The 20,160-nt window shown below is 69.4% G+C and carries 11 protein-coding genes, 1 tRNA gene and 3 pseudogenes; 6 read left to right on the top strand and 9 right to left on the bottom strand.

Features of this window, described 5'->3' with window-relative positions; translation table 11 throughout:
• Nucleotides 1-67 precede the first annotated feature (67 nt).
• The 3 genes from GNX95_RS33395 (at nucleotide 68) to GNX95_RS33385 (ending at nucleotide 5,279) form a co-directional block, all read left to right on the top strand.
• The gene (locus GNX95_RS33395) at nucleotides 68-1,144 is read left to right on the top strand and encodes a hypothetical protein (RefSeq protein ID WP_163511632.1); all 1,077 of its coding nucleotides are present in this window, start codon (nucleotides 68-70) and stop codon (nucleotides 1,142-1,144) included.
• A gap of 74 nt (nucleotides 1,145-1,218) precedes the next feature.
• Complete coding sequence (locus tag GNX95_RS33390) at nucleotides 1,219-3,279, top strand: serine/threonine-protein kinase (RefSeq protein ID WP_281356981.1); 2,061 nt, start codon at nucleotides 1,219-1,221, stop codon at nucleotides 3,277-3,279.
• Nucleotides 3,279-5,279, top strand: coding sequence for a serine/threonine-protein kinase (locus GNX95_RS33385; RefSeq protein ID WP_163511630.1), 2,001 nt, complete (start codon nucleotides 3,279-3,281; stop codon nucleotides 5,277-5,279). Before GNX95_RS33390 ends, GNX95_RS33385 begins: the two co-directional genes overlap by 1 nt.
• Here the strand turns inward: GNX95_RS33385 and GNX95_RS33380 are convergent.
• The 8 genes and pseudogenes from GNX95_RS33380 to GNX95_RS33345 form a co-directional block, all read right to left on the bottom strand.
• Nucleotides 5,251-9,039: a trypsin-like peptidase domain-containing protein gene (locus GNX95_RS33380; RefSeq protein ID WP_163511629.1), complete on the bottom strand. Its 3,789-nt coding sequence runs from the start codon at nucleotides 9,037-9,039 to the stop codon at nucleotides 5,251-5,253. The genes GNX95_RS33385 and GNX95_RS33380 overlap by 29 nt on opposite strands.
• 106 nt (nucleotides 9,040-9,145) lie before the next feature.
• Nucleotides 9,146-11,131 (bottom strand): DUF8189 domain-containing protein, encoded by a 1,986-nt coding sequence (locus GNX95_RS33375; protein WP_163511628.1) that lies wholly within the window; start codon nucleotides 11,129-11,131, stop codon nucleotides 9,146-9,148.
• Nucleotides 11,132-11,483: 352 nt separating this feature from the next.
• A pseudogene (locus GNX95_RS33370) lies at nucleotides 11,484-12,882 on the bottom strand (IS1380 family transposase).
• A gap of 119 nt (nucleotides 12,883-13,001) precedes the next feature.
• Nucleotides 13,002-13,601, bottom strand: coding sequence for a cupredoxin domain-containing protein (locus GNX95_RS33365; protein WP_163511627.1), 600 nt, complete (start codon nucleotides 13,599-13,601; stop codon nucleotides 13,002-13,004).
• Between the two features lie 80 nt (nucleotides 13,602-13,681).
• On the bottom strand, nucleotides 13,682-14,575 hold the full coding sequence (locus GNX95_RS33360; protein WP_163511626.1) for a cupredoxin domain-containing protein: 894 nt from the start codon (nucleotides 14,573-14,575) through the stop codon (nucleotides 13,682-13,684).
• 136 nt (nucleotides 14,576-14,711) lie between these two features.
• Nucleotides 14,712-15,602, bottom strand: a complete 891-nt coding sequence (locus GNX95_RS33355; RefSeq protein WP_222854104.1) for a copper resistance D family protein — start codon at nucleotides 15,600-15,602, stop codon at nucleotides 14,712-14,714.
• Nucleotides 15,599-16,156: a hypothetical protein gene (locus tag GNX95_RS33350; protein WP_163511625.1), complete on the bottom strand. Its 558-nt coding sequence runs from the start codon at nucleotides 16,154-16,156 to the stop codon at nucleotides 15,599-15,601. Before GNX95_RS33350 ends, GNX95_RS33355 begins: the two co-directional genes overlap by 4 nt.
• A 133-nt stretch (nucleotides 16,157-16,289) precedes the next feature.
• A complete protein-coding gene (locus tag GNX95_RS33345) occupies nucleotides 16,290-17,312 on the bottom strand; it encodes a zinc-dependent alcohol dehydrogenase family protein (RefSeq protein WP_163512084.1) in 1,023 nt (340 codons plus the stop codon).
• A gap of 274 nt (nucleotides 17,313-17,586) precedes the next feature.
• On the opposite strand from GNX95_RS33345, the pseudogene GNX95_RS33340 reads away from it, so the two are divergent.
• The 3 genes and pseudogenes from GNX95_RS33340 (at nucleotide 17,587) to GNX95_RS33330 (ending at nucleotide 19,385) form a co-directional block, all read left to right on the top strand.
• Nucleotides 17,587-18,420, top strand: a pseudogene (locus GNX95_RS33340) (helix-turn-helix transcriptional regulator).
• 32 nt (nucleotides 18,421-18,452) lie between these two features.
• A tRNA-Ala gene (locus GNX95_RS33335) sits at nucleotides 18,453-18,529 on the top strand.
• A 142-nt stretch (nucleotides 18,530-18,671) separates the two neighbouring features.
• Nucleotides 18,672-19,385 carry a hypothetical protein gene (locus GNX95_RS33330; RefSeq protein ID WP_163511624.1) on the top strand — a complete coding sequence of 238 codons (714 nt, stop codon included), beginning with the start codon at nucleotides 18,672-18,674 and terminating at the stop codon, nucleotides 19,383-19,385.
• Nucleotides 19,386-19,421: 36 nt separating this feature from the next.
• Here GNX95_RS33330 and GNX95_RS44520 read toward each other — a convergent pair.
• A pseudogene (locus tag GNX95_RS44520) lies at nucleotides 19,422-20,141 on the bottom strand (recombinase family protein); the annotation flags it as partial.
• Nucleotides 20,142-20,160: the final 19 nt, after the last annotated feature.

The following is a 20,160-nucleotide window of genomic DNA, read 5'->3' as shown; positions in this document are numbered from 1 at the left end:
CGCCGTGACGGGATGCGAGACAAGGGAACCTTCCAGCCCGTAGCCTCGTGTGACAGGTGAGGCAGACGTGACGGAGGTGTCGATGCTGCCCTCGTCGATCCTCCTGCTGATCGCCGCAGTCGGAGCCCTCGCGGCTCTGGTGCCGTCGCTGGTGCGTCGCTATGACCGCAAGCTGCGCGCCGACTTCGAGCTGCGCACGTCGATGATGCGGGTGCTGCGCCGCAAGCGCCGCAACCGTACGGTCCCCGGGCCGGTGCCGGTGGCGCCACCGACGGCCGTACTCGAGGAGCCGGCCGACGAGCCGGTGACCCAGGCGTTGCCGGACCTCAGCGACACGTACGGCCCCGCGGCCGCCGGCCGGGCCAGCGTGCCCGGCGCGCTCACGCCGGGGGACGGCGAGGACGACGCGGCCGTCTACGAGGCACTCAAGGACGTCGACGAGAGCTTCCGGCAGACCGGTCCGATCGACCTCACCCTGGAGACCGTGTCGCTGCCGGTCGCGATCTGGCTGAAGCTGCGCCGTGTGGCGATGTGGCTGGTCTCGCTCCCATTCTCATTGTCGCCGCCGCGCCGGTCCGCGGCGCCGCGTACGGACCGGAAACCGGCCGGCGGGCCGGAGCTGTCGGTCTGGTGGCGGCGTCGCCGTCGCCGGGTGGTCACCGTGCTCGCGTTGCTGGTGCTCGGCCAGCTCGCCGGCCTGCTGGCGATCGGTCCCGGCTTCTGGGTCGGGCTGAGCGTCTCGGCGATCCTCCTGGTCGCCTACCTGATGCACCTGCGCAACCGCGCGGTCGCGCGACGCCGGCGTGCGCTCGCGTTGCTGCGCCGGCGCCGGCGGGCTCGCGACTTCGCGGCGGTGGTGATGACCGTCGCCGGTGCGGCGGAGCTGATCGGCACGGAGGCCGAGCGCGCGCTGGTCACCTGGATCGCCACCCCGGCGGCGCAGCGCCGGCGGCCGCCGGACGACTCGACCATCGCCCTGCTCGCGCGCGGCGGCTATCAGGTGGTGCAGACCGCCGACGGCCGGATGGGCCTGCGGCGTGCGCCGAAACCGCCGGAGCCGCCGCGCCGTGCGCCGGTGCGTACGACCCCGCCGCCAGCCGCCGAGCCGCCGGCCGAGGACACGCCGAAGGTCGTCAACCTCTAGAGAACGCAAAGAAACAACCAAGGGTCCGCGTGTTGCCTGACCGCGTCATGATTTAGCCGTCGAGACAGGAGGCGGTGCGGTTGCGGGCCTTGACGGCGACCGACCCTCGGGCCGTTGGCGGCTACCTTTTGTTGGCACGGTTGGGTTCCGGCGGCATGAGTACGGTCTATCTGGCGCGCTCGGGCGGCGGCCGGTTGGTGGCGTTGAAAACGCCGCACCACGAGCTGGTCGCCGAGCCGGCGATCCGCGAGCGGTTCCGCCGGGAGGCGGAGGCGACGCGAGTCGCCGGTGCGTTCGGCGCGGCGGTGGTGGACGTGGGCGAGGAGGCCGTGCCGTGGCTCGCAACCACCTATCTGGCCGGCATTTCGCTGCAGGAGGCGGTCGCGGGCCACGGGCCTCTGCCGGTGCCGACCGTGTGGGCCCTGGCCGCCGGACTGGCCGACGCTCTGGCGGTGATCCACCGTGCCGGCGTCGTACATCGCGATCTGACGCCGGCCAACGTGATGCTGCTGGCCGACGGGCCGCGGTTGATCGACTTCGGCATCGCGGCGGCGCCGGGGGACAGTGCGGTGACCCGCCTCGGCGTCGCCGGATCGCCGGCGTACGCGTCGCCGGAGCAGATACGAGGTGACCGCGTCGGTCCGGCCAGCGACGTGTTTTCCCTTGGCGGTGTGCTCACGTACGCGGCGACCGGCAAGCCGCCTTTCGGCGACGTGCCGGTGCACACGCAGCTCTATCGGATCGTCCGCGACGAACCCGACCTGACCGCGGTGGCCGACCCGCAGCTGCGTGAGTTTCTGTTGCTCTGCCTGCGAAAAGACCCGGCGCAGCGGCAGCTGCGGCAGATGAGGGCACAAGCCGACTGGCTGCCGCCGGCGGTGCTCGTCGACATCGTGGAACGGGGTCGTGCGGCCGAAAACGCCGCACTGCCGGCCCGTTTCCGGCCGTACGTCTCGGCCGACGCCACCGCCTACGGCCGGCGGGTCAGCCGGCGGACGATTCTGGCCGCCTCGCTCGGTGTCGCCGGCCTGGCCGCGGTCGGTGCCGGTGCCGCGCTCACCGCTTCCGCGGTGAATTCCTATCGTTATCCATGGACGTTCGCGAAACACGGCGACACCCGGCTGGCCGCCGGCAAGGTGTGGATCGCCGTCGCCTCCGATGACCTGTACGTCCTGGACGCGCGCAGCGGCGAGGTGACATGGCACCGTCCCGTGCGTGAGGCGACGGTCGATTTCACTCTCACCGTGGTGAAATCGAATGCCTGCGTCTCCGATGGCAGCCGGATGTCGGTCTACGACGTGAACACCGGTGACTCCATTTTCGGCGTCGACGGAGCCGCCGCGGCCGCCGGCGACACGATCTTCTATCAGGCCGACGACGGATTCGACGCCGTCGACATCCGGTCAGGCGCACAACGCTGGCACCATCCCAACCTGTCCGGCCTCGACCCGCCGACGTTGTGCGGTGACGTGGTCGCCGCGGTCGAGCACTCGACCGGCCTGGTCCACGGCCTGAACGCACGCACCGGCGCCGAAATCTGGACGTACGCGACCGGCCGCCGAGTCGGCTTCGAGGCGCGGCTCGTGGCCGACAGGAGCCGTTTCTATTTCGGCTCTGGCGGAAACTTCGTCGCGCTCGACGCGCTCACCGGCGAGCCGAGCTGGAAGGTGACCGGTCCGGCGGTGCCACCGGTGCTCATCGGCGACACTGTCTACATTGGAGCGCAAGGCGGCACGCTGCACGCGTACGACGCGGCCAGCGGCCGGCAGAAATGGGCTTTTCCGGTTGGCGCCGACGACGACGAGTTCGGTCACGGCACGCATCCGTCGGTGGCCGGTGACATGGTCTTTTTCTATGGCAGCGCACAGCGAGCCTTCGCCGCGGATGCGGCCACTGGGAAGAAGGTGTGGGAACGCATGGCGGACAGTCCGAACGTGCCCGGTGGATCTCCGGCCGTACGCAATGGTGTCGTCTATCTGATCGGCTCCGACGCACTGACCGCGGTGGAAGCGCGCACCGGCAAGGAAATCGCGACGCGTGGCCTGGCCGACTACGGCGAGGCCACCATCGCCGGCGACGGACTTATTTACGTGCAGACAGCGTCAAACGTCACCGCTGTAAGGACCATACGCTGATGTTTCCGTTGGACAAAGGCGATCCGGCCGAGCTCGGTGGATATGAGTTGCTCGGCCGGCTCGGTGCCGGCGGCATGGGGGTCGTCTATCTCGGCCGGCTGCCGGGCGGCCGGCTGGTGGCGATCAAGGTGGTCCGCAGCCGATTCGCGCAGGATCCGGAATTTCGCGAGCGGTTCCGCCGCGAGGTCGCCGCCGCTCGCGCGGTCAGCGGCGCTTTCACCGCGGCAGTCATCGACGCCGATCCGGACGCTGAGCGGCCGTGGCTGGTCACCGAGTACGTGCCGGGAATGCCGCTGGACGAAGCGATCGCGGTCGCCGGGCCGCTGCCGCCGGACAGCCTGCGTACGCTCGCCGGCGGTTTGGCCGAGGCGCTGCGGTCGATCCACGCGACCGGTCTCGTACACCGGGATCTCAAACCGTCCAACGTGTTGCTGACGATGGACGGTCCGCGGGTGATCGACTTCGGCATTTCGCGGGCGATGGATGCCAGCAAGCTCACGCAGACCGGATTTGTCGTTGGCTCGCCCGGATTCATGTCACCGGAACAGGCGGTCGGCCAGCCGGTCGATGCCGCGTCGGACGTATTTTCCTACGGTGGCGTGCTGGCATACGCGAGCACCGGCCGCGAGCCGTTCGGCGGCGACGGCGGTGTGGACGCCCAGCTTTACCGGACCGTGGTGACAGACCCGCGGCTCGATGACCTGGCCGGCAGCTGGATCGCCCCGATTGTCCAGGCGTGCTTGGAAAAAGAGGCCGCTCGGCGGCCGACCGCCGCACAGCTGCTGGACATGCTCGCAGCCGCGCCTGCGGCATCGCCGGGCAACTGGCTGCCGCCGGCGCTGGTCGGTGCCATCGCGCAGAAAACGCAACAGGGTGAGATTGTCCGTCAGGCGGCGGAAAAGATCGCGGCCGAGCGGCGTCGCACGTCGAGGCGCGCCGGCATCCGCCGCGCCATCGGCACCTCGCTCGGCGCGGTCGCGGTGGTCGGGGTGCTGAGCCTGCTCGGCGTGTTGCTTTTCCGGCAGAACCAACCGCCGCCGGCGCCGGAGTGGTCCGGCGTACGCATCAGCACCACACCGCTCTATCCGCCGAATCCGGGCGGTTGGGGTTACACGCGGCCGGCGCGGATCTCGATGCCGCACGCCAGCGTCGGGGTGGCCTGGTCGGCGACCGGCGACGAGCTGGACACGTACGAGGCCAGAGACCTGCACGTGCCGGCCGTACGCGCGAAACAGGGCCAGAAGCTGCTCGTCGCGGCCATCGACCCGATGGTGACCTACGCGGCTTTTTCGCCGGACCAGAAGAATCCGGTCGTCGCGCGGCTGCTGGTCGGCGACCAACCGACCGTGCTGACCGGCCTTCCGCTGCCGGACCGGTCGTCGACGACGCAGGTCATCGTGGTCGGCGCCGCGCCGGCCACACCGGTGCGGCTGCAGCTCGCCGACGCCGGACGTACGGCGGAAATCGACCTGCGTACCGGAAAAGTGATCGCCGATCCGTACGCGCAGCATCAGTCCGATGTGGACTGGAGCGGTGACGCGCAGGCGACCGGTGTCTTCGACGGCAGGACGCTGCCGGTGAGTGTGTCGGTCACGACGCCGTTGTCCGGCCTCAAGGCGGAGGTCGCGTCGATAAGCAACTATCGCCCGGAGCGAGGCTGGGCTCCGGCCGGCCAGGCTTTTCTGTCCGTCCCGATGCCAAACGTGACGACCACCGACGCTTTCTATTCGAGTGTCGGCCTCTATCTGGTGAACGACGCGCAGGCCTTCACCTTCCGTCCGACCGGCGGCGCCGCGATCACGGCGGATCGTCACGATCGTGCCTTCAGCACCATCGTGTCGTTGGACAAGAACGACAGCGCGGTCGTTTTCACGGTGCCGGCCACCGTCACCGGCGGCACGGTCACCTTCGACCTCGGAAAATCGCGGCTGGACAAGACAAAAACCAACCCGTGGCGGCACGCGCCGGCATTCAACCTGCGGCTGAGCCTGAATCACTGAACTCGATGTCGGCGAATTCCCGCAGGCTGGTGAGCGAGCAGCGGCGGACCGCCGGAATCGCGGCGAGCCAGCCAGGACCGGTGAGCGCGTCGACAAGCAGCCGGCGGACCGGTGGCAGCGTGGTGGCGTCCCAGCCGGCGTCGTGGTTGTCGGCGAGCGCGACCACCACCTCGGCGACGGCCTTGGTGCGCGACTCGGACGGCGGCTGGTCGGTGAGCGTACGGAGGGCCGTCCGAAGGCTCCGCGCTGCCGCGCCCGGGTCACCGGCCCTGGCCGACCGTACGGCGATGCCGGACAACGCGGTGATCCTGGCCACCGGGTCGCTGGTGGTGGCGAGCACCTGGTCGGCGCGGTCGGCGTCGCCGAGCGCGGCCCACATCAACGCGACCGGGATCGCGAAGGTCTTGCCGGGCAGCTGAGGCTTGCTCAGCATCGCCTCGGCACGGTCGGCAAACCGGTGCGCGGAGCGCTGGTCACCGGCTTCGGCGAAACCTTCGGCGGCGGCGATGAGTACGGAAACCGTTGCCTCGTCGAAAAACGCGTCCTTCACGATGCGCTCGACCTCGCGTACATGGCCGGCGCAAGCCAGTGCACGCACGATGATGGCCATCGGCTCGGCGCGGTCGAGGCCGAAAGACGCCCGCTCGTACAGCTTCATCGCGCGGCGGAGTTGGCCGGCGCGCACCAACGCGGCGACGACCGGAGCGATCGGACCGGCCGGCGGCAGCATCTCGTCGCGGCCGGCGACCAGCCGCTCCGCGCGCCGGTACGCGCCGGCCTCGACCAGTTGGACGGCCTGCTCCTCCGGCGCCAGCTGCCCTGGCAGGTCGACTTTGCGCCGAGGCGGCAGGAACGGGGTGACCGGCGGCAGTGCGGGGGACTCGCCGAGCTGCCGCGTGAGCAGGCTGGCGCGGTCGAGATCGCCGGCGGCGGCGAGTTCGGCGCCGACCGCGCGTACGGTCGCGGCTCTGACGGATCCGCCCGACCGCCGCGCCACCTGCTCGGCCGCATGGACCAGTCCACCGGCCGCCTCCGTCTGGCCGGCGCCGAGCCGGCCGGCCGCCACCGCCACCAGCGCTCGGGCGGCGGGTTCGTCCGCGTCGATCGACCGTGCCAGCCGCTCGGCGTCGTCGTACGCGCCGCGCGCCACCAACGCCGTCACCGCCGCGGCGGCGATCTCGGCACGCAGGCCTTGCCGCGCCGAGTGGATGGCCTCGACGCGCTCGACCCTGGCCTCCACGGTGTCGGCGACCAGGTCGACGACCTCGGCATAGCCCGGCAGCGAGCCATTGCTGACGAAGACCAGCGTGTGCCTGCTGCCGATCGGCGAGTGCGCGTACGACGCGTCCAGCTCGGCCTCGGTGCGAAACCGGCGCACGTGCCGTGCCTCGTCGCGCAGCCGGCCGGCGATCGCCGAGGCGAGGTCGGCGAATCCGGCCTCGGCCAGGCCGGCCGCCGCCGAGCGCATCGACCGGATGGCGGAGTCAGGCAGCAGCCGCGTCCGGGTCGGATCGCCGTCCTTCCTGGCGATGTCGCCGGCCAGATCGGCGGCGCGCGTACGGTGACCGGCCGCCACCAGCGCCATCAGCAGCCGGAGCCGTGCCTCCAACGTCTGCGACCCGGTCGCGATCAGCTGCTCGGCCAGGTCGATCAGCTGGTCCGCGCGATCCGGCTGGCCGCACCAGACGTACGCCGACGCCATCGTCGCGTACGCGGTGGCGCGCGCCGCCGGCTCGGTGCATTCCTCGGCGGATTTCGCCGCCATGTCAAGCAATCGGCCGACCATGGCCTTGTCGTCGTGATGCATCGCGAGCTGACACAACGCGTCGGTGCGGCGGTCGGCCGCGGCGATGCTGCTGGCCAGCGCGACCGCTCGATCGGGTGCGCCGAGCGCGGCGTGCAGCACCGGCAGGCCGGCCGGCACATCGCGATTGCGTTGTTCGAGGCGATAGCGCGCGTATGCCAGGCGCAACAACGCCGTGAGGTCCGGATCGGCCGAGCTCGACACCGCCTCGACCGCTGCCGACACCTCGCTCAACGCCTCGAAGTCGCCGCCGGTCACCGCGAGCAGCCGCTCGTGGCGAGCGTGGTCGGTGGCCAGCGCGATCTGCCGCGCGAGGTCACCGGTCGCGGCGAGCAGCCGCGGATAGCCGCGCAGCAGGTACGTCGGCGTGTCCGCCGGCCAGCCGCGGCCGCGATAGCCGGCGGCCCACGCGTGCAGCCGCTCGCGGTAGGCCTCGACGGTTTCGCCTTGCTGCTGCTGCGAAATCTCGCGCAGCGTGTCGTGCGCGAAGGCGTACGCGCGCTCACCGGTCACCACCGCCGAGCCGATGGTCCGCTGGAAGTGGCCGGTCAGCAGGCTGTCCACCGCGTCGGCCGGCTGGCCGGTGAGCTCGACCAGGTCGGGCTGGGTCAGGCCGCCGCCGCACGCGGTGATCAGGCCGAGCAGCTCGCGCTCGGCCGGCTCGCCGTGCAGCCGGTCGGTCAGCTCGTGTTGGGCGGCGACCTGCTCGCCGCGGCCGTACGCGGACGGCGTGAGCTGCCGGACCGCGACCGCGGGCAGCGGATGGTCGGCCGGCATCGGCGCCGGCCGGCTGGCGATCAGCAGGCGTACGGCCGGCGGCGGATGGCGTGGCAGCAGCGAGACGATGCGGTCGCGGTCGGCCGAGGCGTCCTCGTCCAGGCCGTCGACGACGACCAGCAGCCGGCGGCCGACCGCCGTGCACCGCTCGCCGGCGGCCGCGAGCAGCCGCAGAAACTGGCCCTGGCGCTGCCGTACGCCCAGCGCGGCCTGCGGATCCTCGCCGGCCAGTGCGGCCAGTTGTTCGATCATCGCGGCCAAAAACGCGTCGGAGTCGGACTGCTCGGCCAGCCGGCCGCTGACGAAGAACGACACCACGTCGACGCCGGCCGGCGGATGCAGCGCGAACCAGGACAGCAGCGCCGACTTGCCGGCCCACGGACCGGCCTGCCACCAGGCGTACGGCCGGTCGCCGGCGGCGAAGGCGGCCAGCTCGGCCAGCTCGGTCTCGCGGCCGACCAGCTCGGCCGGCGCGATGTCGGCGATCACCGCGCGGTGTGCGGCGACGACGGCCTCGGCCGCCGACAACGGGCTCGCGTCGGGCAACTCGGCGGGCAGCGCAAACAGGTCCCAGTCGCCGGCCGCCCGGTCCAGTCGCGCCGCCGCGAGCCGGCCAGGCCCGTCGCTGAGATGGTGTTTGGTGATCACGCCGACGATCCGGCCGCCGACCCACACCGGCGCGCCGGACATGCCTTCCCACGGCGAGCCGCCGTCGTCCGGATCGGCCGGCGGCGTCGGTACGCGCACTTCCAGGGTGCCTTCGCGAAAGTTGGACAGCACCGCGATGGTGCCGACGACATGGTGCGCGTCGCGATATGGCTGGTCGTCGAAACGCAGTTTCCAGCGCGGAAAACCGACCGCCTGCGCGGTCAGCACGGCCAGCCGCTCGGTGACCCGGCCGTACGCCGCGGCCGGCGTCGGCCGGCCGTCCGGCTCGATGGTCACGACCGCGAAGTCGGCGGACGGATGCGTGCGCCATGACCGCGCCGGCAGCTGCCGGCCGGTCGGCAGGTCGGGCTCGAACCGCACCTCGACGGCCTCGGCGCCGGCGAGCACGTGCGCGGCGGTCAGCACTTCGGTGTCGCTGACCCGATATCCGGAACCGCGGCGCTGGCCGTCCGGATGCCACACGACCAGCTGCGCCACGCGGTCGCGCGGCGGCGGTCGGAGGTCGTCCACCCGGCCATCGTCCCAGCGCCGGCCACGCCGCGTACGCGTTTCGATCACACTGGAGCGACTCGCGTGCGCGGCCGGGACGGGGTGGCCCTCGAAGACGGACCTGCGATCAGGTCACCGATCCGGCTGGTACGACGGCGATCTTGCGGTCGCCGAACGTCGTCCAGCCAGCCCAGCCGGAGCTCGGTGCGGTCTGGACGCGTTCCAACAGCGTGCCGTCCGGACGTACGGCGAAAACATGGATGCGGCCGGCGGAGTCCATGACGGCGCTCGGCGTCGCCGCGACGGTGTCGGTGCTGAACGTCTCCGGCGCCGACCACGCGCCGGTGGTCGTACTCGTCTGATAGCGGTGCAGCACGCCTTCGCGGCCGACCGGCGTCCAGAACATCTCCAGCCGGCCGTCCTGGCTCGGGATGGCGGTCGGTGGCAGGTCGACCCAGCCGGACACGACGCTCGTCCAACCGTTCCAGCCGCCGCTCGGCACCGACTGCGTGCGGCAGTGCGAGCCGCCGCCGTAGGCGTCGAGGGCGAAGACGTTCAGCAGGCCGCGGCCGTCGCGCGTCACCGTCACCGCGGTTGCCGCCGGGCCACCGAAACTCGCGTCCCACGGTTGCCGCCAGACGCCGTCGCCGTCCTGCCAGCGATGCGCCACGTACGCTCCGGCCGGTCCGAGTGCGAAGACCTCCAGTCGTCCGTCGGCATTGGTGCCGACAACCGGCGGTGATCCCGCGGCCGTACCGAAAGTCTCCCAGGCCGTCCAGTCGGTTTCGGTGGCGTTGGCGCGGTTTTGCGCGCGGCGAGCGATATAGGCGCCGCCCGGTCCGAGCGCGAAGGCCTCCAGCGCGCCGTCCATCCGGCGGGCCACCGCCGGCGCGGCGCCGGCCGGCCCGCCGAAGGCCGACCAGTCACGCCAGCTGCCGTCGGCGTTCTGGACGCGATGCAGCAGGCTGTTTCCGTTGGGGCCTACGGCGAAAACCTCCAGCCGGCCGTCCTGGCTGCGGCAGGCGGTCGGCACGGCGCCGACCGGATCGCTGAAGACTTCCCAGTCGGACCAGGCATTCGCCGTCTGGGCTCGGTGCAGGATGCGAGATGTGCCGGGCTCCAGCGCGAAAACGTGCAGCAGTCCACCGGCGCCGAGCTGCGCCACCGGATTGTCGCGCGTCTGCCATGGCGCGGCGGCCGATCGCCATTCCAGCGGTGCCAACGAAACACCGTGCTCGAACCAGCCGCAGGCGCTGACCGACACGGTGCCACCGTCGTCGATCACCTCGGCGGCATGGCCGGGGATGTGCCCGGCGAGGTCGGCGTAGCTGAAGGAAAACGGGTTGGTGCTGCGCAGCACGTCGGTGCCTTCGTAGCCGTTTTTCGGGCCGATGAACAGATACGAGTAACCGTCGCGCTGGATGACGGTCGGCGACTCGGTGGTCGACGGCGTATTGGCGGTGGTCGACGGATCCGTGTACGCGACCTGCTGTGCGCTCCAGTTGACCAGATCCGTGCTGGTGCGGTAACCGACGATGTGGTGGTCACCGCCGCCGACCTCGCAGTAGTACATGACCCACTGGTTGCCGATCCGCGTCACGTACGGGTCACGGTTGGCGTTGCCGTAGAACAGCGGACCGGCAGGGCGTTTGGTCCAGTTGACCAGATCCGTCGAGGTCGCCAGGCTGATGCCGAAGCCGTTGTCGCGGACGCTGCAGTAAAACATGTGATACGTGCCGTCGACCAGGATGACGTGCGGAGCCCAGATCTGCGTTTCGCCGTAATAGGACCGATCCGCGGTCAGCGCGTACGGTTGCCGCGTCCACGGACCATAGAGTGCCGGCGCGGTGGCGTGCGCGAAGTTGACCTCGTTGCCGATCGCCCCCATCTGGCCGGTGATGCCGAACAGGTGCCACTCGCCGGTCGACGCGCGTACGAACGTGTGGTCGTTGATGTATTGCTTCACGCTGCCGGTCGGCGTCGGATCGTAGACCCTGGTGAAAGCGCCGGCGCCGACGTACGCCGGTGTGGCGGCGGCGAACGGCCGGGAAATCGCGACGGCGGCGACCCCGATGCCGGCCCGGAGAAAACTGCGACGGTCGATCGGCGCCATGCGACCACTCCGGTTCACCCGAGAAATCGATTGCCCGCGTGAATGTACGCGCCGGTCGCGGTCGCGTCAACATTCGCCGGCGATCCGGCCGGAAATTGTTTTAGGGCCTGTCTCCATATTCCGGGGGGACGAGAGTCGAGATCCAAACGTCAGGCGGCCCGAGAAAGATGTGACAGCGGCTCGGCTATCGCCCCGCGGAATATGGAGACAGGCCCTAGCCTCGATCTTTCGCGTGGGAGTTGAGTGACTGTTTGGCTGGTTGTGGGGTCTGTGTGTTTGTTTGTGGCAGGGCTGGTTTCCGGCGCTGTGTCGCCGGTTCTCCGGTCCTGGTTGTGGGGTTGGTTCGTCGTTTTTAGCTGGGTTGTAGGGATTTCCAGGCGTTGTCGATGAGGTGGTTGAAGGGCCAGTTGCGGGGTAGTCGTAGGCGTCGTCGTCGGCCGCTGTGGATGATGCGGCCGGCGACGGCCAGGATGCGTAGCCGTAGGCGTTTGGGTTCCCAGCGTCTGGCGGGTTGGTGTGTGTCCCAGGCCAGGGTTTGGGTCCAGGCCAGCAAGTCCGCCGCTAGTGCGGCGATTTCCAGCCAGATCTGGTTGTGGGCGTATCCGTGGAAGGGCAGGTTGCGCATGCCGGTGTCTTTCTGCGCGCGGATACGGTCCTCGCAACGGGCTCGTTGCCGGTGGCGTACTTCCAGTGTGTCCAGTGTCCAGCCGGGGCCGTGGGTGTTGGTGGCGAAGCAGGTGATGCGCCACCCGTCCTGGTCGGTGAGGCGTAGTTGCGCGCCGGGGTGTGGTCGTTCCCGGCGGGCGATCACCCGCATCCCGGCTGGCCATTGTTGAGGACCGGGTCGGGTTGCCGGGGTCGGGTCGGGCATCCATCGCGTGAGCTCGGCGACCTGCGCGCCCTCGCGCGGCTGGCCGTCACCGTCAACAGCCGGTCTCCAGGCCTGCGGCGGGATAGCCTCCATCGCGGCTTTGACCGTTTCATGGGCCGGGAATCCGATCGAATACTCCAACCCCAGATCGGTGATGTGATGCAGGAACGCCTTGGAACACGCGCCGGAATCGGCGCGGACGAGCACCTGCGCGCGCTCGCCTTCGGGCAGCTGGGGCAGCGCCAGATCCAGCGCCTGGATATGATCGGGCGTGTTCTGCGGCGAGGCGTTGCCCGGGCGCAACTGGGTCACCAACGTCTCACCGGTGCCGTATTCGCCGTGGTCGACGAACACACACATCGGCGCGAACCCGAACGTGCGTTTATCAGTGCCTGACGCGTGTTCCTTGTCCGAATGCGCGCTCACCAACGTCGCGTCGATATCCACGATCACCTGCCCGCCCGCGCGGCTGCCCACCCGGCCAGCCAACGGCCGCCGCCGCCCACACCGCCGCCCGCGCCCGGGCGCGAGCAGACCGAATCGCCGGCAACACGGCATCGATATCGGCAGCCAGCGCGCTCACCAGGCGAGATGCCGTGGGATCACTGGCCACCGGCCCGAACAGCCCCGGCTGCGCACGGACCACGGCAAGATCGGCCAGACAGTCCCCACCCAGCGCGATCGCAACCGCCAAGTCGCCGATGATCTTTCCCGGATCATGGACAGCACGCCTCCCACGCCACGGCGCCAACGCCATCGACAACACCCGCTCGATGCCCGACACCCGGATCGTCTGCCGCAGCAACAACCCACCCGCCCAAGACACCAACGACTCGCGAGTCGGATCCAAAACCAACCCGACAACCCTGTTACCCTTCACCCACGGAGTGCCTTCCACGCGACGCTACTTGTGACTTCGCAATCCCAAGTTTCCCGCGCTGGACAGGCACTTCCGTGCATTCCAAACCGTGTCGCCAGCCATCAGATGAAATCCCGCGGCTAGCGCTCATCCTTCGGCAGCACGGCGGTGTCGTCCAGCTCGCGATGGCTGGTGAACGACGGCGTCGGTCGAGAGCTCATCAGCAGCAGGCAGAAGACCACCACCGCGACCGAGATGCCGGCCACGATCAGCAGCGGGCTCAAGCTCGCGGAGTCCGGCGCCGGGGTGGCCACCATCGGCATCGACGCGCTCGGCGCCACGACTGCCGGTGACGCTGAGGCGGACGGCCGCGGCCGCGCTGGCGCCGGTGCTGGCGTGGCACTGCTGACGACTGCTTTCGGACGCACGACGATCCGCGCCTTCATGTCTGGATGGATGCTGCAGACGTAGGAGTAGGTGCCGGCCGTGCCGAACGTGTAGGTCCACGACTGGCCTTTGCCGATGAGCGGACCGTGAAACGACACCGGCCCATTGGTGATCGTCACGTCATGCTGAGCCGTGTCGTAGTTCGTCCACCGGATCGTGTCGCCGGCCGTGATGGTCAGCGCGGCCGGCGCGTACGCGTATTGCCGCATCGAAACGGAATGCGTCGCGGCGGCCGCCGGAGTGACCGGAAATGCCAGCCAGCAGACCGCGGCGAGAATGAGCAGCTTTCGCATGTTTTTTGGCGCTCCGGAAGCATTCGAGAGGTCGCCGGGTCCGACCGGCTGCGACCCGGCCGGACCCCGCGTAGGTGGGATCAGCAGGAGCTCAGATCGCTGCCGACCAGGGGTTTGATCATGTTCTCGATCAACACCGTGTGCGTCTTGACATACTGGTCGAGGTTGGCGATGTCGCTGACCTGCTGGTTTGGCGAGGCCTCCAGATGCGCGGCGTACACGTGTTGCAGGAACACCGCCAACGCCTGGTCGGAGCCACCGACCAACGGTTTGATCATGTTTTCGATCAACACCGTGTGTGTTTTGACGTATTGGTCGACGTTGAGGATGTCGCCGATCTGCTGGCCCAACGACGGCTCCAGATGCGCCGCGTAGAAATGCTGCAGAAAGGCGTGTGCCGCCGCGTCGAGGCCGGCGCAACCGCTGCTCGGCGGCGGCATCGACATGCTCGGCGTCGGCGACGCTGAGGCTGGCGGACCGGTCGTCGGCGGGGGAGATGACGGCGGAGTGGTCGCGCCGGTGACCGTCACGCTCGCCTTCATGTCCGGATGGACGGCACAGTAGTACGCGTACGTGCCGGCTTTGCCGAACGTATAGCTGAAAGACTGTCCCTTCTGCAGGTTGCCCGAGTCGAACGTGACCGGTCCGCTGGTCACTGTCACCGTGTGCGGCGCGGTGTCCAGGTTGGTCCAGGTCACCGTGTCGCCCTCGGCGACTGTCAACGACGTCGGCGAAAACGCGTAGTTCTTGATCTCCACCGAGTGGCTGACCTTCGGCCGCGCGGCCGTGTTCGCGGCTGGGTTTGTTGCGGGCGCGGCCAAGGTGCTGCCGTTCGCGGACAGCCGCGAGTGGTCCGTACGCGCCGCCTCGGCCTGCAGGCCAAGCAGCGACAGCACCGCGACGAGCACTCCGGCTGCCGCCACGACCGCCGGCAGTTTCCGCCTGGCCGTCGCGATTTTCTCGTGTCGGCTCATCTGTGAGCCTTCTCCTTTCCGGATGTCCCTGACAAACCGCGGCTGCGCCGGACGACTGCGACTTTCGGCCGGATCACCTGGTTTGCGCGGAACCAACAACGGGACTGGTGAGTTTTTTCCTTTCGCTGGACGTGGGTCAGTGGCCGGGACTGGCCGTGACGAGGACACTCGCCGCCACCAGCACGGCGACGGCCAGCACGGTCTCCGCGCCGACCGACAGCACGAACGGCCGGACAGCGGCGGACGCATGTCGCGAGATGACGGCGGAAAGCCGATTTTCGACCCAGTGCTTGCTCATCATCGCGGCGAGCAGGACGAGCGCGAAGACGGCCAGCTTCGTCAGCAGCAGGTGGCCGTATGCGGTGCCGACGAGCGCGCCGACTGAGCCGACGATCTGCCAGGCCATGATCAGGCCGGAGGCGACGATCGCCAGCACCGAGACCATCGCGAACCTGGAGAATTTCGGCGCGACGTCACCGATCTCGTCGGCTCTCCGGCGCGGCAGCAGGCCGACCGACAGGACCGTCAGGCCGCCGAGCCAGGCGCTGACTCCGGCCAGATGCAGGAAATCCGCGACGATGCTCAGACCGGCCTCGGCGGTTTCGTTGGAATGGCCGGACATTCCGGTGGCGCGCAGCAGTCCGAAGGCGACCGCCAGCGCGCCGGCGCGCCACGGCAGTGACCGTACGGCTCGCTCGCCGCGCTGCAGGACCGCCACCACGACGACCGCCGCGAGCAGCCACAGCAGGCCGGAAGCCGCTGCGACCCGGCCAAAAGGCGCGGTGAGTACGTCCTCGATCGCCGGACCGCTGGTCGCGTACTGAGCCGCCAGCAGGACCGTACCGATCGCGGACGCGACGCCGACCGCGACCGACGACGTCAGGATCAGCCGGGTACGCGGATCGCGCGCGCCCGCGGGCCACAATGCCGAGACAAACAACAGACCGCCGGCGAGAATGGCCAGCGCGAGATAGCCGGTCACGTGCAACAGCACCGCAAACGCGTGCAGCGTGTCGTCGCGCGTCACGGGACGAGCTGCTTTCCGGTGGTGGTCGCGGTGGCGCAGCAACTCGGGCCGACCAGGACGCCGACCGGACAGCTCAGGACTCCCGGTTTTCCCGGCGTGACAAGGGGACCGACGATCGGCAGGTCGCCGAGCAACGACGGGACGGGGCCTGGCGTCGGCGAGGTGGCCACCAGCGGGCCGACCACTGGCAGGCCGCCGATCAGGCCCGGGGGACAGGAAACCGGCGGACTCGGACTCGGCGTCGGTTGGTCCGGCGTGGTCGGGCCGGTCGATGGCGTCGGGCTCGGCTTTGGCCCGGTGACGACGCCGCCGCCTGACGGCGTACCACCGCCTCCGCCGCCGACCGAGCCGGCACCGGCGGGCGGCGCCTGCGTACCAGGATCGGGGTGGGCTGGCGGTGGCGCGGCCGGACCCGCGGCCGCCGGCTGGTCGGTGCCGGCCACCGGAATGCCGAGACCGGACGCGAAACCGAGGATCACCACGACGGCACCGGCGAGCACCGCGGCCACCGCCTCGTCGCGGCGATCCGCCAGCCGTACGCCGAGAAACCCCATCCGTGATCGTCCTCCCGTTTTCGCCTTGGCCTGCTGCGAAAGAATGGTGGACGCGGGAAAGGTTCGGTTCGTCACGCATGGGTAAATCTCCGGTGTCGATCGCTTCACGCCATGGCGCTCGACACCGTGAGAACTACACGGTCAACAACACCTTGCTGGCACGGCGCTCGTCCATCGCCTGGTAGGCCGCGGCCGCGTCGTCGAGCGGAAGCGTCAGGTCGAACACCGCACCGGGATCGATCTCGCTGACCATGACCAGCTCGACCAGCTCCGGCAGGAACCGCCGGACCGGAGCGGGACCGCCGTGCAGGTGGACGCCGGAGAAGAACAGGTCCATGCCGTCCAACCGCACGCCGTGCGTGACGCCGACATAGCCGACGTGACCACCGGGACGGGTCGAGTGGATGGCCTGTGTCATCGACTCGTACGTGCCGACCGCCTCGACGACGCTGTGCGCGCCGAGCCCTCCGGTAAGCCGTTTGACCGCCGCGACGCCGTCGCCGCCACGCTCCTCGACGATGTCGGTGGCGCCGAATTTTCGTGCCAGCGCTTGACGATCCGCGTGCCGGCTCATCGCGATGATCCGCTCGGCGCCGAGCCGCCTGGCGGCCAGCACAGCGAGCAGGCCGACCGCGCCGTCGCCGACCACCGCGACGGTCCTGCCGGGACCGGCCGCGGCGGCGACGGCCGCGAACCAACCGGTGCCAAGCACGTCGGAGGCCGCGAGCAGGCTCGGAATCCGGTCGGCCGGAGGCGGCGCCGGCGTGGCGACCAGAGTGCCGTCGGCGAGCGGGACGCGCGCGCGTTCTGCCTGCGTACCAATCGATCCCATCGGCACGTTGTGCACGCAGCGGCTCTGGTAGCCGGCCTGGCAGATCTCACAGGTGTTGTCAGAGGCGAAAAACGATCCGACGACGAAGTCGCCAACCTTGATTTTCCGCACGTCCGCGCCGATTTCCTCGACGACGCCGACGTACTCGTGACCCATCGGCGTCGGACCGGACAGCTCGTCGACGCCTCGATAGGGCCACAGGTCCGAGCCGCAGACACAGGACGCGGCGATGCGGATCACCGCGTCGGTCGGCTCGACGATCACCGGATCGTCGCGTTCCTCGACACGGATGTCGCCTGGTGCGTACATGATGACACCGCGCACGATTTTCTCGACGCCGATCGCCGCCGGGAAGAGAGAGGCCACGCCAGTCGGTTACCACCGTGAGCTGGCCACCAAGCAGCGGTCCGACGATCGCCGCAAGACCGGCGAGCACCGTCAGCAGGAGGAGCAGCGTACTGCGCACGTGCTCGAGTAGATGCCGGCCGCCGCTGGCGTGGAAGTCACTGTCGAGAGGTGTACCAGCAGGGAACCCCACACGGCTGGAACCGGCTTACCCTCACGACATGGACACCGCTCCGAGGTCCGCGAGTTCCTGATGACGCGCCGGGCCAAAGGTCACACCGGCCGAGGCCGGTCTGCCGGCCGGTGCGAACCAGCGCGTACTCGGCCTGCGACGAGCCGAGGTCGCGCTGCTCGCCGGCGTCAGCGTCGAGCACTACGCCAAACTCGAACGCGGCGCGATCGCCGGCGCCTCCGCGTCCGTACTCGACGCGATCGCGCGCGCCCTGCGCCTCGACGACACCGAACGCGCACACCTCTTCGACCTCGCCCGCGCCGCCGACGGCATCCCCACCTCCGGCCGGCCGCGGCGGCGAGCCACCAGACAGAGCGCCGCGCGGCCGAGCCTGCACTGGGCCTGGCGGCGATCACCGACGGCGTCGCGTTCGTACGCAACCCGCAACAGGACCTGCTCGCTAGCAACGCGCTCGGCCGGGTCTTCTACTCACCGCTGATCGGCGACAGCGGCCGTACGCCCAACCTGGCGCGCTTCCAGTTCCTCGACCCCGCCTCGCGCGAGTTCTATCCCGACTGGGAGCTCTTCGCCGAAATGTGCGTCGCCATCATGCGCGCCGAAGCCGGCCGCGACCCGCACGACCGCGGCTTGCAGAGCCTGGTCGGGGAGCTCTCCACGCAAAGCGTGACTTTCCGGACGCTCTGGGGCTCGCATAACGTACGCACCCACGGCGCCGGCACCAAGCGCTTCCACCACCCTGAAGCCGGTGAGCTGGTCCTCGCGTACGAGGAACTGGCCATCACCGCAGAACCGGGCCTCATCCTGATGATCTACACCGCCGAACCCGGCTCCCCGTCCGCCGACCGCCTCCGAATCCTCGCCTCCCTCGCCGCCGACCCGGTGAGTGGGCGCTAGGCGGCACCGTGCTACCGTTGCACACGGTTCATGGGGCTGTGGCGCAGTCCGGTAGCGCACCTCGTTCGCATCGAGGGGGTCAGGGGTTCGAATCCCCTCAGCTCCACCACAGGGCCGTTATTCGCACCCTGACCTGCTGAAACAGGAGTCAGGGTGGAGATACGGCAGGTATCGGCGCTCCCATTCGTGGGGGCGCCGTTTCGTTTGTCGGTTTTGAGGGGCGCACTGGTTCGTATGCCGAGGTGGAGCTTGTGCGCCGTGACGATCGCCTCAAACGGCTGCCGCAGCTCCTCACGCGGTACGCGGACCTGCCCGTCGGTGTAGTCGAGGTACAGCCGGCCGAAGATCGCGCGGTTGAGGACCTTGCGTACACGCGGCTTGGCGCGGCGATACAACTCGCGCGGCCGCTCCAGCAACTCCAAGGTCGCCAGCAGCACTTCGTGGCCAGTGGTCAGGTCGCTACTGGCGGCTTCGAGTTGGCGACGGATGCCGGCGATGTCTTCCCGCACGCGTTGCAGCCGAGCTTTGAGCTTGGCTTGGGGCCAGGCCGGGTCGCCGAGACAGTCCAGGTAGCGGTCTTCTTCGGCATCCAGCTCCACCAGCCGTTTGGTCAACTGCGTACGAACCGCGGCCGCGCTCTCCTGACTGCCTCGTACAGCCGCCAGCGCCAGCCGTTCGATGGCTTCCCGCTCGCTCGCCGAGATGCCGATGGTCGCGTAGTGCGCTTCCACCGCCCGCTCGACCTCAGCCACCGGTATGGACGGCAAGTCACATTCCCGTACGACCAGCCCTCGGCAGATGAAGTAGAAGTACTGCCGTCCCGACTTGCCGGTGCTCGGCCGCAGCACGACGCGGTGCCGACTGCGGTGGCACCACAGCGAGCCCTTCAGATAGTGGTCATGATGCCGCTGTCGCGTCCCGGCATTGCGCTCGACGTACAGCACCCGCTGCACCCGCTCGAATAGCTCCGGGTCGATGAACGTCTCGTGGCGTCCCTCGTACTCGATGCCGTCAAAGCGCACAAAGCCGATGTAGTACCTATCACGCAACATATCGCCAATCTTGTGGATGGAGATCGGCCGCTTGCCGCGCCTGCGGTTGCCCGGCATGAGCAGGCCAGCATCGGTCAGCGCGTCGCGGATATCCGGGAAGCTGTACTGGCCAGTGGCGTACAGCTCGAAGGCCATCTTGACGTAGGGGCTGTAGTCCTCGTCAATCACGACCGTCCGGATTTCGCGGCCTTCGTACTCGACGCGGACGTTACGGTAGCCGAACGGCGCTTTCGTAACGGTGCCGCCATGCTTTGCCTTCTGACCCATCTTGTAGCGGATGTCTTCGCCGCTTTGCAGCACCTGGTATTCGTTGAAGACCGCGAGAATGCCGTGCATCATGCGGCCGGCCGGGCTGTCGTCAATGTTGCGCTCGGTGGCCGAGATGAGCCGTACGCCAAGGCCTTCCAGGGTGGCCATCATGATGGCGTCGTCAAGCCGGTTGCGGGCGAACCGCGACAGCGCATAGACGATGACGTACCGCACGTTGGGATGCGCCTTGAGGTAGGCAATCATCTTCTGGAAGTCCGGCCCCTGGTCGATCGTCTTGCCGCTGCGGCCGGGGTCGATGAACTCTTCCACCCGTCGGGCACCAAGCTCCGCACCGCGTTCGTCGACGGCCAGCCTCTGCGCCGGCAAAGAAATTCCCTGAGGATCGTAGTCGGTTTCCACCTGCGACTTGGACGACACG

Origin of the sequence: Fodinicola acaciae, assembly GCF_010993745.1 — a bacterium.
GTDB lineage: Bacteria > Actinomycetota > Actinomycetes > Mycobacteriales > HKI-0501 > Fodinicola > Fodinicola acaciae.
Note: the sequence above shows the minus strand (reverse complement) of the source record. Positions and strands in the feature narration are given on the sequence as shown.

Excerpts from the sequence above, each read along its gene's own strand:
- GNX95_RS33360 (WP_163511626.1), bottom strand. The coding sequence starts at position 14,575 with ATGAGCCGACACGAGAAAATCGCGACGGCCAGGCGGAAACTGCCGGCG.
- GNX95_RS33365 (WP_163511627.1), bottom strand. The coding sequence starts at position 13,601 with ATGCGAAAGCTGCTCATTCTCGCCGCGGTCTGCTGGCTGGCATTTCCG.
- GNX95_RS33375 (WP_163511628.1), bottom strand. The coding sequence starts at position 11,131 with ATGGCGCCGATCGACCGTCGCAGTTTTCTCCGGGCCGGCATCGGGGTC.
- GNX95_RS33385 (WP_163511630.1), top strand. The coding sequence starts at position 3,279 with ATGTTTCCGTTGGACAAAGGCGATCCGGCCGAGCTCGGTGGATATGAG.
- GNX95_RS33350 (WP_163511625.1), bottom strand. The coding sequence starts at position 16,156 with ATGGGGTTTCTCGGCGTACGGCTGGCGGATCGCCGCGACGAGGCGGTG.